The sequence below is a fragment of the Nocardia sp. NPDC056541 genome (genome assembly GCF_042794235.1).
In the GTDB taxonomy this organism is placed as follows: domain Bacteria; phylum Actinomycetota; class Actinomycetes; order Mycobacteriales; family Mycobacteriaceae; genus Nocardia.
Map to the genome: position 1 here is coordinate 225,233 of NZ_JBHTUD010000002.1, position 24,298 is coordinate 249,530.

At 62.5% G+C, this 24,298-nt stretch carries 22 protein-coding genes; 12 read left to right on the forward strand and 10 right to left on the reverse strand.

From position 1 onward, the window contains the following. The first annotated feature begins 202 nt into the window (after positions 1–202). On the forward strand, positions 203–532 hold the full coding sequence (locus ACFQ9R_RS03980; RefSeq protein WP_378988806.1) for a hypothetical protein: 330 nt from the start codon (positions 203–205) through the stop codon (positions 530–532). Positions 533–732: 200 nt separating this feature from the next. Here ACFQ9R_RS03980 and ACFQ9R_RS03985 read toward each other — a convergent pair whose 3' ends face one another. From ACFQ9R_RS03985 to ACFQ9R_RS03995, 3 genes are all read right to left on the reverse strand, one after another. Continuing rightward, entirely contained in the window at positions 733–1,077 is a 345-nt protein-coding gene (locus ACFQ9R_RS03985) for an Lsr2 family protein (protein WP_378988808.1), read from the reverse strand. A gap of 138 nt (positions 1,078–1,215) precedes the next feature. After that, positions 1,216–1,632, reverse strand: coding sequence for an ankyrin repeat domain-containing protein (locus ACFQ9R_RS03990; protein WP_378988810.1), 417 nt, complete (start codon positions 1,630–1,632; stop codon positions 1,216–1,218). Between the two features lie 121 nt (positions 1,633–1,753). Further along, positions 1,754–2,005: a hypothetical protein gene (locus ACFQ9R_RS03995; RefSeq protein ID WP_378989138.1), complete on the reverse strand. Its 252-nt coding sequence runs from the start codon at positions 2,003–2,005 to the stop codon at positions 1,754–1,756. Between ACFQ9R_RS03995 and ACFQ9R_RS04000 the strand changes: the two genes are divergently transcribed. From ACFQ9R_RS04000 to ACFQ9R_RS04020, 5 genes are all read left to right on the forward strand, one after another. Further along, positions 1,892–4,198 (forward strand): ATP-binding protein, encoded by a 2,307-nt coding sequence (locus ACFQ9R_RS04000; protein ID WP_378989129.1) that lies wholly within the window; start codon positions 1,892–1,894, stop codon positions 4,196–4,198. The two genes, ACFQ9R_RS03995 and ACFQ9R_RS04000, sit on opposite strands and share 114 nt — an antisense overlap. Beyond that, positions 4,195–5,319, forward strand: a complete 1,125-nt coding sequence (locus ACFQ9R_RS04005) for an aminotransferase class V-fold PLP-dependent enzyme (protein WP_378988812.1) — start codon at positions 4,195–4,197, stop codon at positions 5,317–5,319. The genes ACFQ9R_RS04000 and ACFQ9R_RS04005 overlap by 4 nt, the downstream gene beginning before the upstream one ends. Then, complete coding sequence (locus tag ACFQ9R_RS04010; RefSeq protein ID WP_378988814.1) at positions 5,316–6,239, forward strand: aminoglycoside phosphotransferase family protein; 924 nt, start codon at positions 5,316–5,318, stop codon at positions 6,237–6,239. The genes ACFQ9R_RS04005 and ACFQ9R_RS04010 overlap by 4 nt, the downstream gene beginning before the upstream one ends. Positions 6,240–6,510: 271 nt before the next feature. Further along, complete coding sequence (locus ACFQ9R_RS04015; RefSeq protein WP_378988816.1) at positions 6,511–7,737, forward strand: DUF262 domain-containing protein; 1,227 nt, start codon at positions 6,511–6,513, stop codon at positions 7,735–7,737. Between the two features lie 44 nt (positions 7,738–7,781). Continuing rightward, positions 7,782–8,849, forward strand: coding sequence for an MAE_28990/MAE_18760 family HEPN-like nuclease (locus ACFQ9R_RS04020; protein WP_378988818.1), 1,068 nt, complete (start codon positions 7,782–7,784; stop codon positions 8,847–8,849). A 735-nt stretch (positions 8,850–9,584) separates the two neighbouring features. Here ACFQ9R_RS04020 and ACFQ9R_RS04025 read toward each other — a convergent pair. The 3 genes from ACFQ9R_RS04025 to ACFQ9R_RS04035 form a co-directional block, all read right to left on the reverse strand. After that, positions 9,585–11,690 (reverse strand): SAM-dependent methyltransferase, encoded by a 2,106-nt coding sequence (locus tag ACFQ9R_RS04025; RefSeq protein WP_378988820.1) that lies wholly within the window; start codon positions 11,688–11,690, stop codon positions 9,585–9,587. Further along, positions 11,687–12,448 (reverse strand): hypothetical protein, encoded by a 762-nt coding sequence (locus ACFQ9R_RS04030; protein ID WP_378988822.1) that lies wholly within the window; start codon positions 12,446–12,448, stop codon positions 11,687–11,689. The genes ACFQ9R_RS04025 and ACFQ9R_RS04030 overlap by 4 nt, the downstream gene beginning before the upstream one ends. A 121-nt stretch (positions 12,449–12,569) precedes the next feature. Beyond that, the gene (locus tag ACFQ9R_RS04035) at positions 12,570–12,725 is read right to left on the reverse strand and encodes a hypothetical protein (RefSeq protein ID WP_378988824.1); all 156 of its coding nucleotides are present in this window, start codon (positions 12,723–12,725) and stop codon (positions 12,570–12,572) included. 154 nt (positions 12,726–12,879) lie between these two features. Between ACFQ9R_RS04035 and ACFQ9R_RS04040 the strand changes: the two genes are divergently transcribed. Both ACFQ9R_RS04040 and ACFQ9R_RS04045 read left to right on the forward strand, forming a co-directional pair. Beyond that, a complete protein-coding gene (locus tag ACFQ9R_RS04040; protein ID WP_378988826.1) occupies positions 12,880–13,017 on the forward strand; it encodes a hypothetical protein in 138 nt (45 codons plus the stop codon). Between the two features lie 381 nt (positions 13,018–13,398). Beyond that, positions 13,399–14,880 carry a serine/threonine-protein kinase gene (locus ACFQ9R_RS04045; protein WP_378989130.1) on the forward strand — a complete coding sequence of 494 codons (1,482 nt, stop codon included), beginning with the start codon at positions 13,399–13,401 and terminating at the stop codon, positions 14,878–14,880. Positions 14,881–15,075: 195 nt separating this feature from the next. On the opposite strand, the gene ACFQ9R_RS04050 is transcribed toward ACFQ9R_RS04045, so the two are convergent. The 3 genes from ACFQ9R_RS04050 to ACFQ9R_RS04060 form a co-directional block, all read right to left on the reverse strand. Beyond that, positions 15,076–15,816, reverse strand: a complete 741-nt coding sequence (locus tag ACFQ9R_RS04050; protein WP_378988828.1) for a WD40 repeat domain-containing protein — start codon at positions 15,814–15,816, stop codon at positions 15,076–15,078. A 244-nt stretch (positions 15,817–16,060) separates the two neighbouring features. After that, positions 16,061–16,354 carry a transposase gene (locus tag ACFQ9R_RS04055; RefSeq protein WP_378988830.1) on the reverse strand — a complete coding sequence of 98 codons (294 nt, stop codon included), beginning with the start codon at positions 16,352–16,354 and terminating at the stop codon, positions 16,061–16,063. 420 nt (positions 16,355–16,774) lie between these two features. Further along, positions 16,775–18,979: a serine/threonine-protein kinase gene (locus ACFQ9R_RS04060; RefSeq protein WP_378988832.1), complete on the reverse strand. Its 2,205-nt coding sequence runs from the start codon at positions 18,977–18,979 to the stop codon at positions 16,775–16,777. A gap of 509 nt (positions 18,980–19,488) precedes the next feature. On the opposite strand from ACFQ9R_RS04060, the gene ACFQ9R_RS04065 reads away from it, so the two are divergent. From ACFQ9R_RS04065 to ACFQ9R_RS04080, 4 genes are all read left to right on the forward strand, one after another. Further along, a complete protein-coding gene (locus ACFQ9R_RS04065; RefSeq protein ID WP_378988834.1) occupies positions 19,489–20,667 on the forward strand; it encodes a ThiF family adenylyltransferase in 1,179 nt (392 codons plus the stop codon). Beyond that, on the forward strand, positions 20,664–21,296 hold the full coding sequence (locus ACFQ9R_RS04070) for a GNAT family N-acetyltransferase (protein ID WP_378988837.1): 633 nt from the start codon (positions 20,664–20,666) through the stop codon (positions 21,294–21,296). Before ACFQ9R_RS04065 ends, ACFQ9R_RS04070 begins: the two co-directional genes overlap by 4 nt. A 158-nt stretch (positions 21,297–21,454) precedes the next feature. Beyond that, entirely contained in the window at positions 21,455–22,429 is a 975-nt protein-coding gene (locus ACFQ9R_RS04075) for a helix-turn-helix domain-containing protein (RefSeq protein WP_378988839.1), read from the forward strand. Between the two features lie 199 nt (positions 22,430–22,628). Next, a complete protein-coding gene (locus ACFQ9R_RS04080; RefSeq protein WP_378988841.1) occupies positions 22,629–22,841 on the forward strand; it encodes a helix-turn-helix domain-containing protein in 213 nt (70 codons plus the stop codon). Positions 22,842–22,894: 53 nt separating this feature from the next. Here the strand turns inward: ACFQ9R_RS04080 and ACFQ9R_RS04085 are convergent, their stop codons facing one another. Continuing rightward, on the reverse strand, positions 22,895–24,268 hold the full coding sequence (locus tag ACFQ9R_RS04085) for a cutinase family protein (RefSeq protein ID WP_378988843.1): 1,374 nt from the start codon (positions 24,266–24,268) through the stop codon (positions 22,895–22,897). Positions 24,269–24,298: the final 30 nt, after the last annotated feature.

Genomic DNA, 24,298 nt, shown 5'->3' on the forward strand with positions numbered 1-24,298 from the left:
ACGGCGATGTCGCGCACGGCTTCGGCGAGCTTGTTACTGCCGATCCCGGTCGACGAGAGCGAAGTCGGACGTCAAGTCATCATTCGGTGCGTACCGCATGGCGCGACGATCGGCGTTCGTCGGGGACGCTGACCGAATCCTGTGACAGGTGCGGGGTCTACTGGACGGCCACCTGCAGTGGCGGTCGAAAGCCGAAGGAGAAGTGCGCATGCCGGAGTACTGTGTGGTGCCGCCGGAGAATTCCGACGATCAGGCACACATCGAGTTCGCGTATACATGCTCGGGTTATGAGGGGTTCGGCGGACCGGAGGGGCTCGGCGACGCGGTGCAAGTGATCCGTAGCGAATGGAATGAGACGGGCACGCTGCCCGATGACGTGCTGATGCTGCGCCATTGTCTGTCCTACGCGGCCAGGAAGCACTATCACGACGGTGGATGGACACCGTTCAACGGGGATGAGTTCGTCCTCAGTCTGATGTCCCGCATTCGACTGTTGTCCGGCGGATCAGTTCCGATTCTGGACCTCCGCTGACGAGGTGACCTCATCAGCGACTGTGTAGTGTATTGGGCGATTCGACCCAATCTACCTGTGCTGTAACCGAACCCAGGCTGAGGTCGCTGAAACCTGCCATACAACGGTGTATTCGGGATTCGCGTCGGATGTCGGTTCTCGCTCCCCCGCACCGACCAAACCTCGAGTCGGTGCGGGGGTGAATGATGGTGACAGGACGTCTATACCGACGCGGCGTCGTAGGCAGCGACGACTTCTGAGGAGATCCTGCCCCGGCTGGAAACGGTGTGGCCGTTCTCGCTCGCCCACGCTCGAATCGTCGCGAGATCGTTCCGGCGAGAGGAAGTGGCCACCGGCGCAGACTGGCGACGGCCGCCGGACTTGGTGCGGCCGACGCGGCGTGCGTAAGGCAGCCACTGGTCGAATGTTTCGCGCAGCTTGGTCGCGTTGGTATCGGACAGGTCGATCTCGAAAGCGGCGCCATCGATTTCGAAGCTGACGGTATCTTCGGCGATCGAGGTGCCGTCAAAGTCGTCGATAAGGGTGACAACTACCTTGCGCGCCATAGCTGTGCGTCCTGTTCGTTGTGTTCGGAAATTCCTGTTATCAATCTTAATCGCTTTTGCAGTTCGATGCGAAATCATCGACTGCTGTTGCGCAACCCGCTGGCGAGCCGTCGATCGAGCGTTCATTTTCGGGGATCTTCACCTGTTCAGGTCCGCGAACTCGGCCTGGATGATTTCCTGATGTGCCCATTCGTTGATGAAGTGTAGGGGGCTACGCAGGCCGAAATAGGTTCGGATTGTCTCGCGCGTGGGGTCGGCACCGCGGGCGCGTAGGACGCGAATCGCGGCCACCGGGTCACCGCCCGCGGAGGTCGCAGCCCAGTAGATGGCGGGCATACCCTTTTCCGTCAGTGCGTCGATATCGGCGCCGGCATCGAGGAGTCGCTCTATCGCCGCCGGGTGGCCGTCCTGTGCGGCGAAGTGCAGCGGTGTCCAGCCATGGTGATCGGCTGCGTTGACGTCCTCGGCGTCGAGCAATCGGTTGATGGCCTCGAGGTCACCGTCTCTTGCGGCGTAGTGGAGAGGTGTCCTGCCCCATTCGTCAAGCTCGCTCATCTGGTTCGACTCCTTCTGCAGATCAGCCTTCCAGTCACCTCCGCGACATGCACGCATCGGTCGTCCGTCGATTCAATCCTGCAGCACCCCAACATCTCCCGATGCGGCTGCCCGCGAGCATCTATGATTCGTGACGGAACCACGTGAGTTGTGCGAGGACCGTCGGGGAGGGGATGCTGTGCCGGGGACTGGTGCTCCAGCGCCACTGGTCGATCGAGTTGACGAGCTGGCGATGCTGTTGGCGGCCGTCGATCGTTCGGTGGAGAGTCGTGAGGCTCAGGTCGTCGTCCTTCGCGGTGAGGCGGGCGTCGGGAAGACCAGCCTGCTGACCCGATTCGCCCACGAAGCTGCGCAACGGCACAGTGCTGCCCACCTCCTTACGGGCTATGGGCAAGCGATGCTGAACTCGCTGGCCTCGGATTCGTTCCAGGCTGTGCGGGAGTGCTTACGATCGTTGGCCGCGTCGGCGCAGAGATCGGGATCTCCGTCGCGGTGGCAACGAATCACGCAGTCGTTCAAGCAAAACGCACCCGACTGGATCGAATCGGTGCCCGTCGTTGGACAAGTGTTGGCGGCGGGTGTCAGAACCGGGCAGACGTACGCGGCGGCCGGCGGTGAACGGACCGAGATGGACAGCCGACTCGACCAGCTGCTGCGGCTGATCGAGGACATCGTCACCGACACCCCGTTGGTGATGGTGCTCGACGACCTGCACTGGGCCGACACCGCCACCATCGACCTGCTGACCGCCATCGCGCTGCGGGTGCAGGGCCCGCTGGTCCTTGTCCTGGCGTACCGATCGGATCAGTTGAAGTCCGCTGATCAAACGCATCCGTTGCAGCGCACAGTCTTCAAATTGTGCCGGTACCGGCCGGAGACACCGGTCATCGATCTACTGCGCCTTTCGCCGCAGGACACCGAGGAGTTGGTGCGCCGCACGGTCGTCGGGCCGAGTGCCTCACCGAGCGTGGTGTCGCGGATTGTTCGGATGAGCGATGGCAACCCGCTGTTCGCGGAGTCCTTGGCGCGAGTCGACCGCCACCGCGTACATCATCCACCGCGACAGATCACGGCCGTAATCGAAGATCGACTGTCCTACTTGAGCTCTGAGGATCAGCGCTTGCTCGAAACCGCTGCGCTGATCGGGTACAGCTTCGAGGTCGACTACCTTGCTCAGCTCACGCGACTCGACATCGACGACGTGTATGAGCGACTCCACGTCCTGTTCGACGAACAGGATCTCGTTCGACCCGCCGACCAACGAAATCAATACGACCGCTACCGCATTCATCACCCGTTGTTCGCGCAGGTGCTCCGGGAACGCGGCGCCGCGAATGCGCCGCGGTGGCGCCGTCACCACGCCAAATTGCTGCAGATCATTGAAGCCGAACAGGACTGGGACGATGAGCTGTTCGTGCGGGCGGCCGCTGTAGCCGTCGAAGCCTCCAATGGGGCCAAGGCCGGGGCGCTCGCGCTGCAAGCTGCTCGTCGCCAATTCGCGTTGGGAGCGGTCTCGAAGGCCCGTGATCTCGCACGGATCGCGGTGGACCACACTCCGCATTTCGCCGCGTACGCGCTGCTGGCCGAAAGTCTGTCGGCCGGAGGCGATCACGCTGGCGGCGTCGACGCGTGCGTGGCGGGACTCGCGCTCGCTGAATCGGACGCGGCAGCCTCCGCCGAGGTCGCGCATGTTCGTCTGCTGTGGGCACGGAACCTACGCATGACCTGCCGATGGGCCCAAGCCGTCGAAGTCCTTGACCATCTGATGATCGATTTCCCCGAACCCGGGGGAGTGCTGGCGGAGACGCTGAACCTGTATGCGGAGGTCGCATTGTGTGGGCCGGTCCAGGATTGCGGCCGGTGTGTCGATCTGTGCGACCAGGTGGCCGCGATGTCGACCGAGCCCGAAGTGCAGTCACGCGCTTTCGGTCACCGCGGGCTCGCGCACCTCGCCGCTGGTCAGCCGATGGAGGCCGAGCAGTGGTTGCAGAAGGCGATCGACGTTGCCCGCTCCGCGGGGCACCCGTACGCCGAGTACGAGGCGGTGCACTGGCTCAGTAAGAAGACGATGGCATGCTTGGAGGTCGAACGCTCCGCTGAGCTCCTCGCCCAACTCCGGGAGATGTCGCAAACCTCCGGGGTGGCTAGCGAAAACCCGCCACATGTCCGAGACCTCAGCCGGGTACTCGGCCTCCGTGGTGAGTTCCCCAACGCCGCCAATGCTTTCGCGGTCTTCACCGACATCAGCCAATCCGCCGCGGCCGGTCGGGTATCGACCACCTTGGCGTGCCAGCTGGCGGAAATCGAATCGCTGCGAGGTCCGTTCGCCGCGACTGAATTCCTCGATGAGGTGTTGCGGGCCGCGAACGAGGACTTCCTGCTCGCGGACTCGCGAGAGCTGCTGCGCGGGTTGGTCGAACGGCTCGCTGCTCGTCCGACGGGGTGGGACGCTGTCACGTTCGCGGTCGCCGAATTGGGAGTGCCGCTCGAAGCCGCCCAGGCAGCGGATGCGATCTTCCGGTTCGACGTGCCCGACCTGGCAGCTCTGCGCGCTGGGCTGCCATGAAACCCGCCGCCGTCGTGGACTTCGCGCTCCGCGAAGGACTAACCCAGTTCAACCACGCGTCATATGGACTGACATCACGGAGGGTCGCCACGGAAGGAGAACGGCTCCGGCAGGAGCTCGAATCCGATCCGACTGTGCATCTCGGATCCGAGCTGACCCGTCGACTGGCCGCGCAGACGGCATCGGTGGGCCAAGCGCTCGGCATTGACGATGTCCGAATGACGCTGTGTACCAACGCCACATCGGCAGCAGCGGCAGTCATCGCCTCGGTGCCGCTCAACCCGAACAGCACGGTCGTCGTGCTCGATGTCGAGTACTCGTCGATCCGCCGTGCCTGGGAGATCGCGTGTGCCAAGGCGGGAGCTCGGTTCGTATTGGTCGCAGTACCGGTACCGCTCGAATCGACAGCCGCACTGCTGGCCGCCCTCGACGGCCAGGTCCCCGGCCAGGTCGACTACCTCCAGGTCAGCGCCGTCACCTCCTCAACCGCAATTCGAATGCCTGTGTCGGCACTCGGCGCGTGGGTCGATCAGCGTGGTGGTCGGCTGATCGTCGATGCTGCACACGGACCGGGGCATATCCCCGTGTTGCCCGAGCTATGGGGGGCCTCGGCCGTGTTCGGAACGCTCCACAAGTGGTTTCCGACGTTGCGTCCGGTCGGCTTCCTCTGGCTCACAACAGAATTCGATGTCCGACCGGCAGAGGTTTCGCTGACCTGGGATTCCGCCGATCTCGTCGAGCGATTCTCCTGGCCAGGGACGTTCGACCCGGTCCCTCGCCTGTGCGCGGCTACCGCGATCGGGCAATGGCTCGAATGGCAGACGTCTGGATTGCTCGATGACTGTGCCGAGTTGGCCAACACCGCTGACCAGGCGCTGGCCGACGTAGGTGCCCGGCACACGGCCGCAACGGAATTCAGGCCACCGCGGCTTCGCTCGTTCATACTCGACGGCGTGACAGCACCCCAGGTCAAGGATGTGCTCGGAGCCGCCGAGATCCGGGCCTGGGTCGGCAACGGTGCGAGTGGAGAATGCCTACTGCGGCTCGCGACGCACATCTACAACGACGAGAACGACGTCGATCGTCTCACCAACCGAATCCAGGAGGTGCTGTCTCGATGAACGTCCCGACAATCCCTGAACGGCTGGAAGCGGCCATCATCTTCCTCCGCGGCGAGGATGATGGCCGCGCGTGGCTTGGTGCACTCCCTGCCCAACTGGCCGCGTACGCCGAGCGGTGGGGTTTGGACTTGGAGAGCATCGCGGACAACGGCGCGATGTCGTGCTGCGCGTACTGCACTGTGGTCGAATCGGGCCATGCCGCGGTACTGAAGATCCCTGTCGATATCGAGGCAGGCAACACCGAGATGCAGATGATCGACCGGTGGGCGGCGGGCAACGCTGCACCGTCGGTCCTGCAACATGATGTGGACACCGGTGTGTTCCTGATGACGCGGATCGTTCCGGGGACCGTGGCGTGGCCCGGAGGCGATTCTGCCGAGTCCGCGAGTTATGGACTGCTTCTCAGCCGTCTCAACTCAGCCGACCTGCCGGAGCCGCCGGCTCTGAAAGACCTCGCTGACGTAGTCCAGATGCGGATGGGCTGGGCGAGAGAGCGTTTCGACGACCCTCGGTTCGCGGACTCGATCCAGCGAATCGACGGGAACAGACATCTTGCGGACGCGCGAGTGGTGGCCGACGAGCTCCTACGTACAACGGAACGACCCCGAGTCCTCCATGCGGATCTCCAGGCCAAGAACATTCTGCAAGGCCCTGGCCTCTGGTACACGATCGACCCCCTGGGCGCTATCGGCGACGTCAATGCTGAGGCCGCGCTGTGGGTGGCGATCCAAGACGGACCTCGTACAATCGCCGAACGGCTAGTCGACCTAGCCGACCACCCACTGCTAACGCCAAACCGACTGCTTGCTTGGACCTACGTTCTCGCAGTCGCCGAGTATCGGCCCTACCTCCAGCCTTCAGGAGAGCGGATCGTGGAGTTCATCGAGTCGATGGATCGGGGAATAGCGGCGTCGATATAGTTAGAACTTCGCAGGCTCAATGCCAAGCGCGCGGGAGGGGTGCGACTGCCAAAGAATCTATACGGGATGTCGGGGCAGCCCTGGCGCGAGTGTCCGCACCGCCACCGAGGCACCCTGCAGACCGAGTATGCTCTGTCTGGGCCGGGCAACGAGAATAGTAGTGCCGAGCTGCCGAGTCTTTGATGTTGATCGTCGGTAGCACACCAATAGCCGCGCGACCTTGACTTGTGTTGTATTGCAAGAGCTTTAACATGGAGAACTAGGAGCGATTTTGTCCGTATCCAATGACAAGCTACTTCCGGGTGAGCGCATCGAGCGGATCTCCTCTCATGGGGTGGTCGCAAAGAATAACGATACGGACGAAGCGATCAACGACAAGTATGTCCGGGGAGAGATTCGAATTGTCGTTGAGCAGGCGCGGTATCAGCTGAAGCAAATTCCCAATTTAGTACAAAGCGCCGACTATGATTTGCAACCAGATTTTCAACGCCGACCTCGATGGGGGGCTGAGAAGCGGTCGCGGTTAATCGAGTCGTTTATCATAAATGTTCCTGTACCTCCGGTATTTCTCTACGAGTCTGAGCTTTCCAGATTTGAGGTTATGGATGGAAAGCAGCGCCTAACCGCCATCGCGGAGTTCTATGATGACAAGTTCGCTCTAGAAGGTCTGAGAGAGTGGGCAGAGCTCAATGGTCGGAAGTATAGTGAACTGCCAGAGCAGGTCCGCAGGGGTATTGATAGACGGTACCTGTCGTCCATCGTGCTTCTTCATGAAACTGCAAAATCCGAGAGTGAAGCGGAGCGGCTGAAGCAGCTCGTGTTCGAGCGGATCAACACGGGTGGTGAAGATCTTTCGCCGCAAGAAACACGGAACGCACTATATCCGGGACCGCTGAATAAGGCATGCATTAGACTATCTCGACATCAGTCATTCTGTGAAATGTGGGATATTCCAGTTCCTACGTCGGATGAGGAGAGCCAGCCAGAAACGTGGCGTCCATCGAAAGAGCTCCTCAAAAATAAGAAGTATCGAACGATGGAAGATGCACAGCTGGTTCTGCGCTTCTTTGCGCACCGTCAGCGAAGTCGTCTTTCGAGAACCGGCGGACTCGACGCTTTTCTGACGCAGTATCTTATATCAGGAAACAAGTTGCCGGCAGGGACTATTCTGCAGATGGAAGAGTTGTTCAAATCTGCATCCGACCTGGTCATGGCAGTATTGGGACCAAAAGCATTCTGGTTGTACAGAAAACGTGCAGATGAATGGCTCTGGGTGAGCGACCCGACCGTCGTTGCTTACGACCCAATAATGCGATCATTTAGTGATCTACTGCATTGTGGAGATGTACTAAAGGAGCGTAGCGGTGATATTCGCAGAGCTCTCCCCGGATTCTACAGCGAGTATGCTGTGGAATTCGATGGACGAAAGGTGAATGCTAGAGATGCGGAAAAGCGGGACACCTTGTTCGGTCGATTTCTCGAGGGGTTCGCGAATTGAGCACTGCAGATCTGCGATCACCTGTTCTGCGACTGCATTCATCGATGAAGGATCTGTCGGATTTCTTCGATATTGTTGGCGGCCTTGAAGACTTACGAGCGGCGATCCCTGCAAGCTCGTCCGATAGGATATCCGGTATAGCAAGGACGATGTCTCCGATACTTGCTGGCGCCTCATGGCGTCGTCAATATTACTCTTTTGCTATCGTGCAAATTTACAGCACGCACGAGCGCTTCATTCGAGATCTTGTTACCGTGACAACCCGTTTGATGAAGGATCTCTATTCGACATATGAAAGTCTGCCAGACGTTCTTAAGCGGGAACACCTCATGCTTACATTAAAGCGGTTGCAAGACATGGCTCAGGGCAACCCTCTCGACCCCGTTATATTAAGGAACGAGATTTCAGATCTGGTCGCGTGTTTCGATGGTGTAATTGCTCTTAATGAAGAAGCAATGGCAAAGCATACCTCCAATTTCAGATCTGGGACTGTGCGGCAGGTGCTGTCGAGGCTGGATTTCAAGTTGGAGGATTGTGGAACTGACGCCGAAGGGTTCGGCGAGTTCCCGTTCGGTGTATTGGTTGGCTTGTATGCGACAGCAGAATCCGTCCTGGACGACCTTGCTAACCGGCGCAACGACGTGGCGCACGGATCGGATTCTGAAATAGTTGATATAGATACGCTCCGCGCGATTGCCGAGACAATCTACCGATACGATTTGTGGCTGTTCCGAACTATGGCTCGTTCCCATCTCAGCGGTCTAGTTGAGCGTGAAGCTGTAGAAGTTGGCACAATCGATCATGCGTGGACAAACAGGGCTACAAATGTTCGATCCATCGGAAGGCTTAATGACCTGTCGTCGGATTTGAGGCCAGGGGCATTTGGTTATGTGGTAAAGAATAAAGTGCAAATTTGCACAGTAGGAGAAATACAAGTAGATAATCAACGTATTGCTGTGGCAACCTCTGGTGCGGGTCCGTTCGCTGTCGATCTAGGGGTGCCGATTAAGACAGGATCTTCGTTCAAAGTGATTCCGGTTGCACTTTCACGGCTGGAGCGTATTTTGCTAGAGGCGACCAAGGAAGGGAAGAATGTCGAGCTTGTGGTCTAGCGCATTTCTGAACCAGCTATGAGCGAATCATGTGCCGTTGGCCATGTTAAGGATGGAAGATATTATCTTGCAGGATTTGCGAGTGCATGAATGGATTGACCGTTGCCAAGGTGCACGGATCCTTGCGATTCTGTGCAATCCGCCGCTGAAGGAGACGTTCCTCACGACCTCCTGGCGGAATTTACAAACGCTTCGAGACGTACTGGGTGCTACAGATCTCACCATCTGTAACCTCATCGAGGTATCGTCCCGATCGTCCGAAGACTTGGGCTATCTCTCGGGTGCAGTGGACACTGAGCAAGTCACGCATCGGATTCGGGCTGCATCGGGTCCAATGAACGTAGTCGTAGCTGCATGGGGAACGTGCCCGCCCGCTGGTTGGAAAGCGCGACATTGGGCTGGCCTGATCAACTCGGCTTTAGGTGGTCTTGTGGATTCAGGCCATTCACGGATACTTCATGTCGGCCCGAGTACGCGCCATCCATCGCGTTGGCGTCAGTACACGAGCCCCGTCCACCAACGGTTTTCAGGGGAAACCTTCGAAGCGCGGTTGCTGGAGTCGTTACGTTGGAGTTCCATAGAAGCTCTCCAACTTTAGGTTAGGCCGCGTGTACCGCGGTGCGCCCCGGAGAAATAGGAGCACGTGCTTCGTTCGCATAACCACCCTAACCTCCACGAGACACCTTCGGGCTGCAAGCGGCAGGTTCAGGATCCACGTTCCCAATAGTTCACGACTCAGACAAGGACCGAAGCGGAGCTCTGGGAGACGATCAGCGAGTCGATCGCTTCGGAGGCCAGTGTGTCCACCCGGGTAGTGACCGCGTCGGTAAGTGTAGTTCCCACTGACGAGAGATAAGCCAACAGGGAGCCCCGCACGACGGATCGCACATCGCCGGCCCCCACGTCGACACCGGCGTTCAGCAACCCATTCAGCTCCTTGTACGCGGTCGAGAGAGCTTCCTCAAGCGAGTCGTTCGGATTCGCCGCCCCGTCTACCGTTCGTCGGCAGACCACAACACTGTCTAGATTTGATGGTTCCCGAGCACCAGCCTTCACGATGCTCGTCGTCATCTCTCCCTTCACGGGCTGGACAGCTGTGATGACGAAGCCCGCGCGGCGCAAAGACTCAACTACCTGTACCCACCCACTGATACGAGCCTGGTGAAACGTGAAGGCGAGCAACCCGCCCGGCTTCAGGACCCGTGCGCATTCCGCCCATACGGCCTCGATGGCCTTACCGAACTCAGCGGGGTCCGCATGTTGCACCTCGCCAATGCGTCTCGTCGTTGTTGTGGTGGCATACCCGGCATAGGGCTGAATCGGCTGCAGCCACGCATGGAAGAAGTCGGCCAGCTCCGCGTAATGGACATTGTCCATATACGGAGGATCCGTCACGACAAGGTCGATAGAGCCATCAGGCAAATCTGTATCCGCTGAGTTTCTGGTCGCCACGTAGGCAGCCTGACCATCGGCAACTGAGAATGAGTCCCAGGAGTTGGCTATCGTCGCGGCCACTGGATCGGCAATCCCGGTAACGCGGTTGATCTCGGTGCCGTCTTCGACGAGATCCACAGGGCCGGTCTTGTACTCGTGGGCTCGTTGCAGCCGACTCTTGTAGAGCGTGGAGAACGAGCCGGATGACTGCGAAGTGCCCCAGGGGTGAGCCTCAAGCGGCGTGCGCTCCGGCTTGAGGATATGGTGACTGAACATATGACGGACTGCGCCAGTGCCCTCGCCTTTGAATGAGGTGAAGAGGTTGTTGAACTCAAGGGTGCCGGAGAACAGCGCGGAAAGAGCCTCCCGCTCCTTTGCTGAGCCGGGTAGGTCTCGAATTGCAGTCGCGATCAGAGACAGCGAGACAAGTTGGCGCGCGTTGAAAAAGTCACGCCACTGACGGAAACCCCATTTCAGCGCCTGGTTGGTGTTGTTGCCGCGCGCGAGTTCTCCCTGAGGTAGAACAGCGGAGTCAGGGAGAGCGGCGAGCCGCTCGACGCACTCAGCATAGAGATCGCGGTCCCAGTTGGTGATGCCCTCATAGACCTTCGATCCATCCGGGTTCGAGACCAACTTGGCATACATCTCGTACCCCGGCTTGTGGCCGCCCAGGGCTGTCAGTGTCTTAAAATTATGGCCCAGTCGGCAGGTCGCCGTCTGGCCGCGGACTGCACCTTGCTGGGTGAATGTATGGCCGTTGGCGCAACTTCCGGATTCGAAGTCATACCGGCCCTCCTGCACTGTGAGGCATTCGGGACAGACGATCTGCGCCTTTGGCACTCGCTTTGGATACGCGTTCTTGGAGAAAACTGGCGAGTCGAACAGGCGCACAGTGTCGGAGCAGTCGGGACACTCGACGGTCGCGACCCAGAAGTAGTACAGGACGGTCCGGCCGTCTTCAGACCGGCGGAGTCGGTCTACCTCCTCACGGCAGCTGGACTCGACGGCCTTGTATGCCGCTGCCAGGCTCTGCATGCTCCAAGGTTGCATAGCCTGACGCTGGACCAAGGTCGCGACGGGGTTGATGTCGAAGCAGACCGCCCGTCCGCCTAGTTTTAGCACCTCAACTCCGGTAACTCCCGAGCCGGAGAATGGATCGAAGACGGTGGCGCCGCCAAGATCTAGACGCGATCCGTAGGCGGCTGCCGCATCGTCATCCTCGGCTGTGACTGCAGATACGATGATTCCACGGAATACGGTGCCTAGCCGCTTCGCCCACCACTTGTGGGTGCTAGTCGCTGGGCGGTGAACCTCTTTGCGCCAGGATTCCTTGGTTCCGACGGCACTGAGCATCGCGGCCGGGAACGCGGACTCCAAGCTGGTCCGGGTGGGTACGATGCCGCTCATGAGCGGGATCCGTTAAGTGTGACCCGCTTACTATCGCCGGCCCCGCGAGATCGGTAGGCACGGAAGCGATGCACATTGCCTGCTTTCGGGTTCGGTTCCTCGTAGGTGACCATCTCGTTGGTCTGCATGTTGAACTCGTAGGACACGAGCACGTCCTCGACCTCGACGCGTTCCAGTTCGCCGACCTGTACGAGTTGGTCAGACTGCACCTGGTAGTCGGCAGGGACGATCAGCGTGGCGAGCCCGGCCGTCCCGGAGGCCAGCGCAAACGGGGTCGGCACGACGTACATTTTGCGGTCACGAACCATGATGTCGCCGTAGGAGCCGAAGCCGCGAAACGACTTATTCTTATGTATGTACTCGGTGTCGGCGTTGAGGAAGCTGCCGTGGCAGACCACGAGATCAACGACCGGGTACTCGTTGACGCTGCGCTCAGCCTTTGGATAGCGCCCGAAGATGTAGAAGACCTCACGGCCGTTGTGATTGCCGGTCGGTACCTGGGAGTTGGAGTCGTAGTCTGCCTCGCGCCCAGGAAACTCCAAGCCCTTGACCTCGTATCCCTCGGGATGGTTAACGAATCGAAAGTCCGGGTAGGTGTTCCGTCCTGGCTCGTCGAAGTCAAGGCCGCAAGACTCGATCCGGGCCTGGACCCAGTTCTGGAAGTGGTACTCCTTGTCGCTGGCTGACACTCGCTGGATCAGATCACCGTCCGATCGGGCCCGCTCGCACTCCAGAAACACCTGCTCGACTGCGCTCAATTCCACCCTCTGCTCACGCCGGACCATCCGGCCATACCCAACGCCTGAACTGAGGCGCTCTATGCCGAGGCATCCTATCGGCAAGCTGTAGTATCGCAGGTAGCCGACGTGAGGTGGAACGTCACAGCGCGGTACTCGTCCCGACCAAACCAAGGTTGGCGAGGACATCGAGGGCTTCGCCGCTGACGGGACCATCCCGCATCGACTCGGCCAGGTAGCTGCGGTGGATGCTGGCCCGGCGCACCTGACGCATCGCGTCGTCGTCGAGGTCGGCCACCCCGCGGATAAGGGCGTCTGATGCGCGGTAGTCACCGCGAGTCCTGTCCTGCGGCTAGTACCGCGTCCAGGAAGGTTGATGCGGTAACCGCTCGGGGGTGGCAGGTTGGTCCGCGGCCGGTGACCGGTGACGCTGCCTGTCGGAGGTGGTGCCGGTGGCTCGCAAGCCGGATGTGTTCGTCAGAGCGGTAACCCCGGAGGAAGGCCGCAAGCTCGCCCAGATCGCCCGGCGCAGCAAGGTCCCGGTCCGGATGCGGCGGGCGGTCCTAGTGGCCCGCTTCGGGATTCCCTAGTCCATGCCTTGGGGTTGCCGCCGAGACCCGGGTGTGCGCGACGGTCGCCTGTTCGGCTTCCATTAATAGCGTGGCGGCACCGGGGAATCGATAGGTCCAGCCCTCGGGCCTGCGGGTGTGTTCGCAAATCACCAACGGCACGTTCGGCCAACGGATTTGAAGCGCAGACAGCCCGCGAGCTACCACCGCTGGCCGCCCAGAGTCGAGCCCGAACACCGCCGAGTCTCGACCCTCAACCACCGACTGTCGTCGACAACATCGGCGTTCGCCCCAGCGACGTAATTCAGCTCGCTGCTGGCGCCGGTTCGCCGACAAGAAGGGGAACTCGCCGCTGGTACGCTTCGCGGAGTTTGTGCCGGTTAGCCAGCGAGGGTGAGTGACATGGATGGGAAACCGTTCGGCAGGTACCGACTGCTCGAGAAGCTCGGCGAGGGCGGGATGGGCCAGGTTTTCAAGGCCTTCGACACCCTCACCGACCGCATCGTCGCAATCAAGATCCTTCCGCCGGAGGCCGCGCCCCACCGCGACTTTCAGGACCGGTTCCGACTCGAAGCCCGGATCACCGCTAGCCTGCGCGAACCTCACGTAGTCCCGATCCACGACTTCGGCGAAATCGACGGCCGCCTCTACCTGGACATGCGCCTCATCGAAGGCTCAGACCTCAAACGGATCATCGCCGACAGCGGGCCGCAACCCGCAGCTCGCGTCGTCGCGCTTGTAGACCAGATCGCATCAGCGTTGGATGCCGCGCATTCGGCAGGACTCGTACACAGGGACATCAAGCCGTCCAACATCCTCGTGACTGACAACGACTTCGCCTACTTGATCGACTTCGGTATCGCACGCGCCGCTGGCGAAGCCGGGTTGACGAGCACGGGAACCACGATAGGCACTTTTGCCTATATGGCACCTGAACGGTTCACCAGCGGATCGGCAGACGCCCGCACCGATGTCTACGCACTCGCCTGCGTCCTCTTCGAATGCTTGACGGGACAACAGCCATTCCCCGGCGACAGCCTCGAACAGCAAATCTCGGCACATCTGACGACGCCTCCGCCACGGCCGAGCAACGCAGATGTCGACATCGTGCCGGTGTTCGACGACGTCGTCACACGTGGCATGGCGAAAGACCCGGCTGACCGGTACAGCAGTGCTGGCGAACTCGCAGGCGCGGCCAAAGCCGCACTGGCCAGCTATCGACCTGACGGCACGGTTCAAGCAACGCTCCCCAAAGGAAGAAGTCCTCGGAACCCCGACGACACCCACAACGCAGTGCCAAAACGACGGCGCTTACTCATCGGCGCGTCCCTCGCGGCGGCAGTCAGCATTGGCGCCGCCTGCATCTTCGCCTGGCGTTCCATTCCATCGACACACGACGAACACAACGCCGTGTCCGCGGCGTCGTTGACGTCTACATCAGGCCGAGCCGCTGAGCAGCCTCAATCGGTGAAGTCAACGACCACGGCGGTTCCCAGCCCGTCCCTGTCCGCCACAGCCGTCGCAGAAAAGCTCCGCACCGCCGTGGATTCAATCGCGCAGGTCGTAACCATCACCGAAGACAACGACCCGAACAACCTGATCGGCAGGCCACGAGGCTATATAGATGCGGCGGTGGTCTACGACAACGCGGTCCAATGCGGCGCGGTAATCGGAGTCGACTGCGGTGCCACAATCGAAGTCTGGCCGAACGCGGAACAGGCGCAGAGACGGGCCGACTACATCGCTGAGGTGCACAACGCCAGTCGGATCTTCGGGAAGGAATACCACCATCTGCACGGATCGGTGCTGCTCAGGGTCGCCGGCGACATGAAGCCGAGCGACAACCAGCGCTACGCCACGGCCTTCGCGAACGCATTTGCTTGATCCTATGTCCTTGCGGAGGGGCGCTTGCCGACCTCTCGGCTGACGGCGCTGACCAGCTGTCAGCAGTGGGGCTTGGGTAGCGTGGCGATCGCAGATTGATGAGCGATTCCAGTGCCGTCGCCTCGTGCGGGTCGTGCTCCGCGGTGGACTTGTACCCAGCGTCGGCTTGGCAGGGTCCGGGACCCAATGCGGCCGTCAACTGCCGGGAACTATTTGTCCAGTGCCGGCTGGCTCCGGTAGCCCTTCGCATTGCCGTGGATATCCGACGCGGGAAGAGATGTTCGTGGTCCAGTCGGCGACGCTCATATTGGTGGTCAGCTTGGCGCACAGGACGGCGATGTCAGATCTAAATGCGTTGTGCACCTTGATAATCCCATCGCTGTGGAATATCAGAATGCGGGTTCCGTCCGCAGAATAACTCGTTGCGGTGATGAGCTGGTCGCCCAAGACGCCGCAGCACGCGGCACCCTTGGATTCGAACTTCATGAGTTCTTGTCCGGTGACAGGATCGAAGACTCGCACGCTGTGGCCGCCGCCGACCATGATCTGGCCGCCATCGGGACTGAATGTGAGCACGGCGGTGGAGTCGAGCCCACGGAGGACTTGGATGCGTTCCCCAGCGTCGGTGTCCCAAATCCACGTCGCCCCGTCCTGTCCGACGGCAGCCAACTGCGTGCCGTCGTTGTTGAACTCGACACGGCCCACTCCGATTTGCCCCTCCAGTCTGCGAGATTCCTTTCCTGTCCTCGCATCAACGATGAGCATTGGCCCGGACTCCTGGGCGACCACCAGCCGCTGGCCGGCCGGGTCGAACGCGGCCACGGCGGACTGTCCGATGTTGCCGACGTCAGTGATTCGGTCATCGGGGAGGCCGCGCAATCGGATCACGTCGCCTTCGATGCCGATCGCGATCTGTTGGTCGAGCAGATCCTCCACGCGGTCCGCGCCGCCATCAGCTGGCCCGCGTCGGCGGCCTCGTCGGCGAGGAATCGGTACCCGAATTCGGGGTCGTCACGGTGCGCATCGAACAAGGCGTTGGCCCGATACGCCTGCTCGAGATCGGCAGCGGTGACCGGATCAGCGAGCCACCGCTAGTACGGTTGGCGCGCGATATCGAGGACCCGGCACATCACCGCGACAGGAATCCCGTCGGCGGCCAGCTCACGAACGAGCGGGTAGATCATTTTCCCGGCAGGTTCGCCTGCGACAAATAGGCTGCGGCCCTGCGCAACACTTCGTTCTCCTGCTCGAGTAACCGGATGCGTTTGCGCAGTTCAGCGTTGTCGGCGGACTGCTCGCTCGTGGTTCCGGTTTTTATGCCGTCTTCGACGTCGGCCTGCTTGAGCCAACCAGCCAGGCACGACTCGCTGATCCCGAAATCGGCCGCGATCTGCTTGAGCTTGTGGCCTGGTTCTCGGTTACGAGCTACGCGGACGACGTCGTCGCGGAACTCTTTGGGGTAGGGCTTGGGCACGGTGTACATCCTTCCAGCAGTGCCTGTAGGCACCACAGATCAGATGTCACCGATCCGTGCAGCAGTCCCCTTCTGGATGTGGGGATCTCTACGTATGTCCGGTTGGCGCCGTTCGACGTGCAATATTCGTGTGAACCTCAGTGCAATAGTGCAGCCCAATGTTGCCTATCGGTGCGTATACCTGCGTGATCGCGATGGAGGGCAAAGTTCCTGGTCGATGCCGATTTTTCGAGGTGGGAGCAGGTTTCGGCGACCTGGTGTCTGCCGGTTCGAAACCAGCTGGGACCACAGATAAAGGCTGGCCGACATGGGTTTCATGGCGGCCAGCCATTTTTGTGCAATGTGCGTGAAGAAATGTTGGTTCCCTGCCTGCGGCACGGGAGGCGTGGCAGACGGATCCAGGTCGCCATGGGTTGATCGCTAGACCACCCGGCTGAGCGCGCGCAGGTCCGCGTCCAGCTTCCGGAACAACCAGTACACGGCGACGAAGGCGAGCCCGCCGGCCGCGCACAGCCCCAGTACCGAATCGCGCACGAGCCACAGCTCCTCGGGTTCGAGAAAGCTGAATCCGGCCAGCACCCCGACCACCGGCACCGACGCCGTCACCGCGAGGTAGACCGTGGTCCTGCGGCGCAGCCAGCGCAAGTCGGCGGAGTCGCGCTCCGTTGTGCGCCCGTGGCGCAGGTAGCGGGGATAGACGCAGCGGACGAGATAGAAGGTGGAAAGGAAGAAGGTGTAGGCGACCGAGATGGTGCCCGCCACCAGAACAGTCATCGCCGCATGGACCTGCAGCCGCACCGGAAGATCGGTGAACCAGCGCAGCAGCAGCACGGCCGTCCCGGTGGCGAGAAGCGCGGACAGCAGGGTGTTGAGCGCACACAGGTCGCCCCACAGCAGTGTCCGCGACCGCACCCGCGCGAGCCTTGCCTCGTCGTAGCGTCTGCCCTTGCGCAAGCCGCGAAGAACCTCGAGCTGATCACGTGAAATGCAGGCGTAGATGACAACAGCCAGCAGAAAGCCACAGAGGATGCACACCATCACGCCCCTGTTGATCTGCGCGTTCGCGGCATCGGGCAGGCGCTCTCTGATCAGTTCCTGGGCGTGCACAGCCAGGTACAGCGTAGCCAGGCCGACACCGACCATCGATGACAGCCAGAGGGTGAGGGTGGGCCATCGCGACAGTCGCGTTCGCCAACTGTCCGGCGGCGGATCGACGAGGTCGCGGGCCCTCTTCTCGAGGCACAGGTCGAACTGCTGGGCCACTTCCGAACCGGACGAATAGCGGTCCTCGCGGTCGGGCGACAGGCATTTCAGGAGCACGCGGCGCAGCGCCATGGGGCAATCCGGCGGAAGCTCCGACAGGAATGCCGCCTCTACCGGTCGGCGCCGCAATTCGAGCATGCGGGCCAGCGACGTCTCCGACTCGCCCGCGGACGTCTCGTCAGGAAAGGGCCGCCGCCCCGTGAGCAATTCCCACAGCATGACGGCCAGCGCGAAGATGTCGCTGCGAGTATCGAGATCGAAAGCGGTCGCGGGCAGGTCCGGATGGCAGGCTTCGAGCTGTTCGGGCGACATGTACGCCAGGGATCCGCCGAAGTAGGCCAGGGGGCTGGTGCCCTTGACCCGTTGGCTGAAGCTGACGTTGAAGTCGGCCAACTTCGGCACTCCCTCGGCGCTCAGCAGCACATTCGCGGGTTTGATATCTCGATGCAGCACCCCTCGCTCGGACGCGTGCTGCAGCGCGTCCGCGAGTCGGCGACCCAGCCAGGCGACGGTCTCCGGCCAGGTCAGTGCCGCGGTCCTGGTCCGGATCGCCGATTCGGTCGGCCGGACCTCACCCTTCGCGGCGAGGACCTCGTCGACGGCGTCGAGCAGCAGTTGCCCACCGTGGCGTTCCGGCGGCGTCGAGCGCCGCAACCGCAGCACGTCGAGCAGCGTCCCGCCCGGTAGATACTGCATGTAGAGCAGCTTCAGCTGGCCATCGGCGATGAGCCGCTGGTCGAAGATGCGCACGATGTATTCGTGGTCGAGCTGGGCGAGAGTCTGCGGTTCGATGCCGTGGTTGTGGGAGATTTTGACCGCGACGAGTCGCTGCATCGATTGTTGCCGAGCGAGATAGACCTGGGCGAAGGCGCCGGCGCCGATCCTCATCAGGAGGTCGAAGTCGTCGACGTGGTCGCCGACATCGACGGCGTCGAGCAGAACCTGCGCGCCGGGACGCGCGATGATCGTGCTGTGGTAGTCGCTCACGAGGTCGGGGCTGGTCGCCCCCGCGGTTACCGCATCCGCGGTGGGAGCCGCATCGGTCGCCTCCGATCCGCGGCGCACGGCATGGAATTCCTCATAGACGAGCTCGGCGGGCAGCGGACCATCCCGCAGCTCGGCGAATTCCGCGCGGTATTCGATCAGTCGTTTGGGAAAGTGATACCGAAGCCAGCGGTATTCGAGGTCGATCTTGATCAGTTCGACCAGAACGGTGTGCCGCGCCGCGGGTTCTCCGGGGAGGAACGCCGAGAGGTCGGGTGGAGAACCGGACGCCCAAGCCTGCGAGAGTTCCGCCACGGCACTGGCGAGCGCGGTGCGGGTTCGTTCGGCTGCATCGACCAGGTCGATCGGCTCGGACATCGGCAGCTCGAGCTCAGCCTCGGGCGATCACAGAGCGGCTATACGCGATGCGGCCCAGTTGCCCCACGTCAGCTCCTTCCATCAAGACTCCCTTGCTCAAGGGTATCGCTCCGATTCGAGCAAATGGTGTGCCTCGGGTCCACTGCGCCGCCGGTGTAGCCGGACTGTTCTGTGCCACGCCGGTGGAAGTCCGTCCCCGGGGTGGCCGGCCGGTGCGAACTGTGTCCGCTCTGGTGAACCGGGCGCCAGTGAGCGGTCGTCGGCACCCGAGACCCTGGAATCGATGCTTGCGGGATTATTGCGATAGTGAGAAAGAGCGGTGGAACGGGTCGCCTTTCGTGCCGACTCAATTGGTCATAGTCCCAGTTTGCCGGAGGTATTGTCGCGCCATGCCGGTGGACCGAAGGTCGGTTTGCTGAAGGTGTGCTGTGTGTATCCTTTGCGCGTCTTGGTCGACAGGGGCGAGCGGGTGGCCGTTCGCCTCATGAGGGTCGGAGGTTTGTGCACACATGGTTTGGCATCGCTCGGTTCCGCGTCCGGCGGCACTCACGCCCGGCGCCGCGACGTCGCATTTCCGTCCCGAGCTGCTCGATGCATCGAGCCCGGAAGGGCTGCGTGATCTCGAAGCGCTGACAGCGTCGGGTTCGGTCAGTGCGGTGCACGACACGATCGAAGATCAGCTCGACGAACTGATCCGCTGCGAGGACCCTGCGGTCGCGCAGTCGACCGGCTCACTGGTGGCATCCCGTCGTCGGATCTGTGACGGGACTCCGTTGTGGCAGTGGGGGACGTGGGTGTTCTATCCGTGGAACGGCAGGTTGGTACATGTGCTGCCGCGCAAGGTTTTCCAGAGGGTGCGGACAGATCGGAATCGCAACAAGATCGACCGAGTGCAGCAGCGAGTCCTGCGTGAGCGCCGGATCGGTGTGATCGGGCTGTCGGTGGGCAACAGCGCGGCTGTGACGCTGGCGATGGAAGGGGTCGGCGGATCGTTCCGATTGGCCGACTTCGACACCGTCGGGCTGTCGAATCTGAACCGGCTGCGGGCCGGGGTGGGCGATCTCGGGGTCTCCAAGGCCGTGCTGGCGGCGCGTCAGATGTTCGAGATCGACCCCTATCTCGATATCGAGGTGTTCACCGACGGGTTGACCGAGGAATCGATCGGGCCGTTCTTCGACGGAGTGGAGGGCACCCGTCCGCTGGATCTGCTGGTGGAGGAATGCGACACGGGATGGGCGAAAGTCGCTGCCCGTGAGTACGCGCGGCGCCGAGAGATCCCGGTACTGATGGACACCAACGATCGCGGCTTGCTGGATGTGGAGCGTTTCGATCGCGAACCCCATCGCCCGCTGTTCCACGGCCGCATCGGTGGGTCGACCTCGTCCGATGTCGCGGGGATGAACCGGGGCGAGCTGCTGGCATTTCTGCTGGCAGTGGTCGATGAGCCGCGGCTGAGTCCGGCGATGCGCGACGCTGTCGGTGAGATCGGCCGAAGCCTGTGCAGCTGGCCGCAGCTCGCCTCCGGGGTGATGCTCGGCGGCGCCTTGGTGGCGGACACGGCTCGCCGGATCCTGCTCGGCGAGCTGATCCCGTCGGGGCGAACCTATATCGACCTCGACGAGCTGATCCCCGCGGTAGGCCCACAGATCGCTCCGGCATTCGTGCGGGTGATGGAGGAAGTCCGTTGACGATCGATCTGCGCAATGTGGAACTGGTCGGTCCGCGGCTGCGGTTGCGTGATCTCCGTGCCGGTGATCTGGGCGTCTATCAGCGGATCTTCACCGACCCGCACCTGACCCGATATATGGGCACCGACAGCATGGGCGTGCGGGCGGCCGCGACGTCGTTCGACGCCGCCCTGCGTTCCCGAGGCGAGACTCCGCGGCGCAAGTACACCTTGGCGATCACGGCGCCGGGTGAGGACACCATGGTCGGCACCATCGGCCTGCTGGTGGAGGATTTCGGCAGCAACGCGATGATCGGCGGTCTGGTCGTGGTTCCGGAGGGGGCGCTGCGCGCGGGCGGTATCGAGGCGGGGCGGCTGTTGGCGGCATTCGCCTTCGGGCCGCTCGGGATTCACCGAGTATGGGCCGGGCACCGCCACGATCATCCGGTGATGGACACGGTGATGTCGGGAGTGGGCTTGACGCCGGAGGCGCGGCTGCGCCAGCTGTACCGAACCCAGGGTCGGTGGCGCGACGTGTGCATCTATGCGGCTATACGGCCGGAATGGGCTGCGACGGCGACACCTGCCGAACGTCGAATCCTGGCGTTACGGCCAACCACGGCAAGGGAACACGCCACCGTGGGCCGGTGAAGTCGGTGCGGCAACCCTGCCGAATCGGGCTCCGGGCGCGCCACGGCGCGATAGCATCGCCGACTACAGGCCCCCGAATCGCCACCACCCGAATACGCGCAGCGGTCGGCGATGGGAGGGACACCACCGCCGACGAGAATCCGAAGTAGAGATCACAAATGGCAGTGCTGATCGACTCCGACTACTTCACGCCGGCGGACCGGCGGGAGGCGGTCACCGCAATCCTGCAGGAAGCCGATATCGGGGCCACCCTGCAGATGTGGGATTCGCCGGCCGAAGTGGTCAGCCGGCACCAGGCCTGGATGCTGGGTCCGATCGCGCTCACTCGCTCGGAGGTATCCGGTCATCAGGTCTGCCGAACCAGTCGGCATGAGCGAACCACGCCCAGCGACACCCTGACGGTGACCGTGCAGAACGGACAGGTTCGCAGGCACGAACAGTTCGGTGCGCAAACGCTGATCGAGCCCGGCGCCTGCGAAGTGATCGACCTGGCCACGACGTTCGCCTCCGGCTGGCACGGTCTCGGCGGAACGCTGTGCCTGCAGCTGTCCAGGGAGCGCCTCGGCATTTCCGCGGAAACGGTCGTCGCGGCGCACGGGCGACTGGCGGCGTCGCCGCTGTACCCGATGGTCACGGCGCAGATCCAGCATCTGGTCGGGATCGCCGACCAGCTCGAAACGGATCCGGCCGCTGCTTCCGTGGGTGAGTCGTGTCTGGAAATGGTTCGGGCGCTACTGATCTCGGCGGCCGGCCGGGGGCCGGGTGACGGCGCCGCCATCCCGGAGCAGCTGCTGATCGAGCAGATCCTCGGGTATGTGCGGACCCACCTGTCGGATTCGGACTTGAAGATCCCCGATATCGCCGCCGGCAACAACATCTCTGTGCGCCACCTGTACAAAGTCTGTGCACAGTCGGGTATCAGCCTCGAGCAGTGGATCATCGAACAACGCCTGGTCCGGGGCCGCGACATGCTGATCGACAGAGGCTATGCGCACCGGTCCATCGCGTCTGTGGCCGGCGCCGTGGGTTTCCGCGACGCCGCCCACTTCGCCCGGCGATTCCGCGAGGCATTCGGGATGACGCCGCGTGACTGGCGCCGCAGCGCCACCGATGTGGGCAACCCACCGAAGTAGCCGGAGTTCCGCGCCCGGATGCACGCACGTTTGTGCGTGCACAGTCAGTTGCCGTGCAGTCACAGCCTCCTTCGCAGGCCGATTCGCCGATACCTTTCGAATGTGGCTGCGCGAGACCGCATCAGGAGTACGAGGGTTCGCCGACGGGCACCCGCGCCGATGCGGTCCGCGCGGAGGGCATCGAGAGAAAGGGGAGACCATGTCCACGATCGGCAAAGCGATTCGGGCGGCAAGGATGGCCTCCGGGTTCACCCAGGCGGAGTTGGCCGACTGGATCGGAATCGCGGACGGAAACCAGATCAGCCGGTGGGAGCGCGATGTGGTGACACCCAGTGCCGACAATGTCGGCGAGTTGTCGAGGGTTCTGGGGGTGCGTCTCGACAACTCGGTCGGCGATGCCGTGACGTGCTGATCTGAATGCTGGTGTGTCGGCTCGATGCAGGTCGAGCCGACACACCAGCGAGGCTACGAAACGACCTGGGAGCTCAGGTAGTTCAGGAGGATCAGGACGTCGTCGCCGTAGTCGACGTGAGCCTCGGAGGCGTAGAAGTTGGCCATGTCCACGCCTTGGCGGGCCAGTTGGACGAGTTCGTCGATGGTGGCGGGGTCGGCGATGCTGAGCAGGGTTCGGGTGGTCGCGCGGAGGTCTGCTCGGAGCCCGGCGGCGACAGGGCCGAGCACGGAACCCGTGAGGTCGGCGCCGGTGGCGGCCAAGGTCGCCAGGTCGGTGGCGGCGGCGAGGGGGTCGTTGCGATCGAGGGATTCGACCGCACGCCACAGGATTTCCTGAATTCGGCCCACCCTGTCGGCGATGCTCAGAAAATCGATGGGCACGAGGGCGTCGGCGATGACGCTGACGGCTGCGGTCCAACCAGCGGGGTCGACGGCGGCGGCCGCGCGGATGACCTGGGCGACCAGGACTCGGTCCACACCCGCGGCGGCCTCGACCAACGGGGACAGGGCAACGTTCAGGGCATTCGCGGTCCGGTGCGCACCGCGAATGTCACCCGCCGCGATGAATTCCGAGAGGTGGGTGAGGTTGTCGAGAATGGTAGGCAGGTTCGCCGCGGTGGCGGTCCAGCCGGCGCCCATGGTGACAGCCTGAGCGATCAGGCTGCGGGGATCGACCGTGGCGGGGATGACATTCGCGATCGGTTCGGGATCACCGCTCAGGACCCGGCCCAATACAGCGAGGAACGGGGAGGTGGTGGCATCGAGGGAGCAGTACAGGTCGCCGTCGGTGCACAGGGTGCGAACCCGGTCTGTCAACGCACCGAAATCCCGGCTTCGCGTTCCGGCTATGCCGAGGCCGGGCTGCGGATTGCCCAGGGAGAGTGTGGTCTTCGGGTCGCGGTGTGGATCGGCCAGTAGTCCGACACCGACCACTCGATCGGCATCGATGGGGCCGTCGCCATTGCCGATCTCGGTGGCGAGATCGCCGATGCCGTCCGCGCCCTGGCTGTAGCCGGCGAGGATGACCCGCGTCGAGCGGCACAGGCCGCGCATCATCTGGTGCAAGCGGGACTCCAGCGTGCCCAGGGACTCCGCGTAGCTCAGACCAAGGTCGAAAGCGCTGGCGGCATAGGGCACATAGCGCACGGTGATGTCCCGGCCGAACTGCCGTTGCAGGCCATCGCCGACGGGCTGGAGCATCCCGACGGGCACCCCGGGATCGGCGCCCGGCGTGGTCTCCCAGGTCCCCGGCGCGAAGATTGCCGTGTACGGGGTGCAGGGCTGCGTGCTGGGTGTCTCCGCCCGCGCGACGCCGACCGCCGCGGTCCCGACCGCGACGACGGCGGCAACCAGCATCGCCGCGGCGGATCTCGACAACCTGTCCATCGTCCAATTCCTCTGTTGCCGAAGGGAATT

Coding starts and splice junctions, on each gene's coding strand:
- ACFQ9R_RS03985 (WP_378988808.1), bottom strand. CDS start 1,077: ATGGCGCGCAAGGTAGTTGTCACCCTTATCGACGACTTTGACGGCACC.
- ACFQ9R_RS03990 (WP_378988810.1), bottom strand. CDS start 1,632: ATGAGCGAGCTTGACGAATGGGGCAGGACACCTCTCCACTACGCCGCA.
- ACFQ9R_RS04005 (WP_378988812.1), top strand. CDS start 4,195: ATGAAACCCGCCGCCGTCGTGGACTTCGCGCTCCGCGAAGGACTAACC.
- ACFQ9R_RS04010 (WP_378988814.1), top strand. CDS start 5,316: ATGAACGTCCCGACAATCCCTGAACGGCTGGAAGCGGCCATCATCTTC.
- ACFQ9R_RS04020 (WP_378988818.1), top strand. CDS start 7,782: ATGAAGGATCTGTCGGATTTCTTCGATATTGTTGGCGGCCTTGAAGAC.
- ACFQ9R_RS04025 (WP_378988820.1), bottom strand. CDS start 11,690: ATGAGCGGCATCGTACCCACCCGGACCAGCTTGGAGTCCGCGTTCCCG.
- ACFQ9R_RS04045 (WP_378989130.1), top strand. CDS start 13,399: ATGGATGGGAAACCGTTCGGCAGGTACCGACTGCTCGAGAAGCTCGGC.
- ACFQ9R_RS04060 (WP_378988832.1), bottom strand. CDS start 18,979: ATGTCCGAGCCGATCGACCTGGTCGATGCAGCCGAACGAACCCGCACC.
- ACFQ9R_RS04065 (WP_378988834.1), top strand. CDS start 19,489: ATGGTTTGGCATCGCTCGGTTCCGCGTCCGGCGGCACTCACGCCCGGC.
- ACFQ9R_RS04075 (WP_378988839.1), top strand. CDS start 21,455: ATGGCAGTGCTGATCGACTCCGACTACTTCACGCCGGCGGACCGGCGG.
- ACFQ9R_RS04080 (WP_378988841.1), top strand. CDS start 22,629: ATGTCCACGATCGGCAAAGCGATTCGGGCGGCAAGGATGGCCTCCGGG.
- ACFQ9R_RS04085 (WP_378988843.1), bottom strand. CDS start 24,268: ATGGACAGGTTGTCGAGATCCGCCGCGGCGATGCTGGTTGCCGCCGTC.